This window comes from Virgibacillus carmonensis (assembly GCF_057836705.1).
In genome coordinates this window covers 1-3677 of the sequence record NZ_JBYQFJ010000066.1, presented here as the reverse complement: position 1 = coordinate 3677, position 3677 = coordinate 1, and the positions used below count along the sequence as shown (strand labels likewise).

Sequence of the window (3677 nt, the reverse complement as noted above, 5' to 3'; positions counted from 1 at the left end):
CGAGGTAAAAACCCGTACAAACCCTCCGCTAATTTTTTGGAAGTATGTTTCCATAATCCTCACCCGCCCTCATCTTTGTAATCGATACCTTTTCCTATTCCATTATGACATACTTGCCCACATCATTTTCCTCTTTCACAGAAGAACACTTCAAGATTGTGTCAAACTACTTTTAAATTTTGGCTTGACATTTAATAGACTACAACTGTAGTATTGGACTACAGTTGTAGTCATGAAGTTAATAAGGAGGTATAAAATGCTTACAAATAACGGTTGGTAAACGAAGAAAACAAATATGAGCAATTCAATCTAATAGAGAGAAGGTACCAATATGAGAAAAACAAGCCCATACAAAATCGGTATGCACCTGTTTACACTGTCCATAACGCTGCTGTTACTAACAATACTTACCGCATGCGGAAATGCAGATAATAAGACCGATACATTATCCGACAAGGAGAATGAACCAAAGCAAACGATCAATAAGGATGAAAAGTTTGTACAGCTTGAAAATGAGTTTGATGCCCAACTCGGTGTCTATGCAATGGATACAGGGACGAATCAAACCATCGAATACCGACCGAATGAACGTTTTGCCTATTCATCCACCTTCAAACCTTTGGCTGCATCAATCTTGCTTAAGCAAAACAACATAGAAGATATTGAAAAAGTCCTTACGTACACCAATGATGATTTGGTTACTTATTCTCCTGTTACCGAAAGACATGTGGATACCGGATTGACGCTGTTGGAAATAAGTGAAGCGGCCATCCGGAAAAGTGACAACACTGCGGGGAATCTTCTACTTGAGGCGATTGGGGGTCCTGATAAATTTGAGCATGCCTTACGTGACATTGGCGATGACGTTACCCAGCCTGAACGATACGAAACCGAATTGAATGAATTCACACCGGGGAATAAGCGTGATACAAGCACACCGAGAGCTATGGCCACCAATCTGAAGAAGGTCGCCCTTAGTGACTTTCTTCCAGATGATAAGCGTGAATTGCTTATCGACTGGATGACAGGCAATGAATCAGGAGATCCATTAATACGTGCAGGCGCATCTGAAAATTGGACAGTTGTTGATAAAAGCGGAGCCGGAACCTACGGAACAAGAAATGACATTGCCGTTGTTTGGCCACCGAACAAAGAACCAATCGTCATTGCAATTATGTCCCGGCACGATACAGAGAATGCCGAATATGATGATGCACTGATTGCAAAGGCCGCCGAAATCACACTGAACGCTTTTAAATAAGAAAATCCGGATCTCACTTGTCAGTCAGGGACGGCATGTGTGACCCTTCTTTTTTTGCATTTCTTTCCATGGCGATAAAATGGACTCGAGTGGTAAAATAGAGGTAATTTGAGTAAATACGCGATTAAGGAGATAAAGAAATGTCTGTCCTCCATCTGGCTGTTAGTATGTTCATATCTTCTATCATGATCATCGTTATCATGCTGATCAGAAAGATTTTTAAGAACCAATTGTCATCAAAATGGAAATATAATCTCTGGTTCCTGTTACTAATCGCTTTACTATTACCTTATATTCCAGCCCAATTATTAAACTTCGGAGATAAGTTCACGTGGAATGGGAATCAAAACAGTAATCCGTTACCATCCGTTACCACAACCGAAAACCCTGGATCATGGGAAAATGGAAATTGGATGCACGATTTTTCAACATCCGTTAACCGTATTGATTTGACATTTTTGAATCACGTTTTAACCATCATATGGATTGCAGGCATGCTCGTGATGATTGCTCTTTCCATTCACGCATGGATAAAACTGCGACAAATAAAAAAGTCTATAACCCTGCTAACGAATAGCGAGGTTCTATCATTATTCAAACAGTGCAAACAACTGCTGAATGTATCACGACCACTGGTGTTGGGAGAATCGCCACTGATCAAATCCCCATTGACGTTCGGGATATTTAAAACCTATATAGTCTTGCCGAGTCATGCTGAAGCGTGGCTATCCATGGATGAAATAAAATACATTTTGCTGCATGAATTACATCACTATAAATATAAAGACATTGCCACAAATTATCTGATCGTCTTATTCCAGATTTTATACTGGTTTAATCCATTGATCTGGATGGCGTTCAGGGAAATGCGGTTGGACCGAGAAATCGCGTGTGACAGTGCTGTCCTAAATACATTGGATCAATACCAGCAGACAGCATACGGAAACACGATTATTATGTTTGCGGATAAATCCTATCTTCCAAGGCATTTCTCAATGGTTAACCAAATCGCTAGTTCAAAAAAACAATTAAAAAAACGGATTGAACGTATTGCAGCCTTTAGATCTGAAACAAAGCTGCTAAAACTGAAAAGCATCCTGATTTTTATACTTCTTGTCGGGGTTGTCGTGAGTCAGATACCAATTGTTTCTGCGATGCCTTATGGTGATGACAGGATTGATTTCGACAATAAGCAGACAATGTATGAGGATTTAAGCGCATTTTTCAATGGATATGAAGGTAGCTTTGTACTGTACGATTTGCAAGAGGAACAATACAATATCTATAATAAAGACAAAAGCACATTACGGGTTTCGCCAAATTCCACGTACAAAATTTACAGTGCACTATTTGCATCGGAGTCCGAAGTCATCACACGAAATGACAACTCCATGAAGTGGAATGGGAACTCGTATCCTTATCAAAGCTGGAACCAGAATCAAAATTTATTTACTGCAATGGAAAATTCCGTAACCTGGTACTTCCAGCAACTGGACAAAAAGGTACAAATGAAAAACATTGAATCTTACCTTGATAAAATACAGTACGGCAATCAGAATCTATCGGGTGGAATCGAAGACTATTGGCTCGAATCTTCCTTAAAAATTTCACCGATTGAGCAGGTGCAGACACTCAAAGACTTTTATATAAACCAATTTGGATTTGATGGTAAGAACATTAAATTCATAAAAGATGCCATCAAACTGGAGACGAAAGACAGTGCAACACTCTATGGCAAAACCGGCACAGGAACGGTCAACAGGAAAAATGTGAATGGCTGGTTCATTGGATATGTAGAAACGGAAAACAATACGTATTTTTTCGCAACTAATATCGAAAGCGACCATCATGCCAGTGGCAGTATAGCTGCTGAAATTACGAAATCCATTTTGTACGAAAAAGGCATCTATTAAAAGGTAAAGGCAGGGAATAACGTGACGAATAAAATACCCACTATTTCAGAGTCAGAATGGGAAGTCTTAAAAGTGCTCTGGGAAAAAGCGCCGCAAACAGCAAATGATATCATTTCATCCTTGCAGGCAAAAACGAACTGGAAACAGAAAACCGTACGTACATTGTTGGATCGGCTCACTAAAAAAGAAGTCGTCGGTGTCCATAAAAATCAAAGAGTTTATACATTCTATCCGCTTTATTCCCAAGACGAATGCCAACGTGCCAAAACAGACTCCTTTGTAAAACGATTCTATGACGGCACCTTGAAATCGATGCTCGTTCAATTCATTCAGGATGAAGACCTGTCTGAAGAAGATATTAAAGAACTAAGATCCATATTGGATAAGAAGCAGGATAAAAAATAAGACTGCCCCCTCTTTAAAAGTTGAAAGCATCCTTTGACTACACCTATGGGATTAGTCCAAAAAGTTTCATTCAACAATTTGGCCCTTATATATGACAC

At 39.4% G+C, this 3677-nt stretch carries 3 protein-coding genes; all 3 read left to right on the top strand.

What is annotated here, in order from left to right:
* Positions 1-331 precede the first annotated feature (331 nt).
* A complete protein-coding gene (gene bla, locus AC3G7N_RS20415; RefSeq protein ID WP_489424004.1) occupies positions 332-1261 on the top strand; it encodes a class A beta-lactamase in 930 nt (309 codons plus the stop codon).
* Between the two features lie 140 nt (positions 1262-1401).
* Positions 1402-3174 (top strand): BlaR1 family beta-lactam sensor/signal transducer, encoded by a 1773-nt coding sequence (locus AC3G7N_RS20410; RefSeq protein ID WP_489424003.1) that lies wholly within the window; start codon positions 1402-1404, stop codon positions 3172-3174.
* 21 nt (positions 3175-3195) lie between these two features.
* Entirely contained in the window at positions 3196-3579 is a 384-nt protein-coding gene (gene blaI, locus AC3G7N_RS20405) for a penicillinase repressor BlaI (RefSeq protein WP_489424002.1), read from the top strand.
* The last annotated feature ends 98 nt before the right edge of the window (positions 3580-3677 follow it).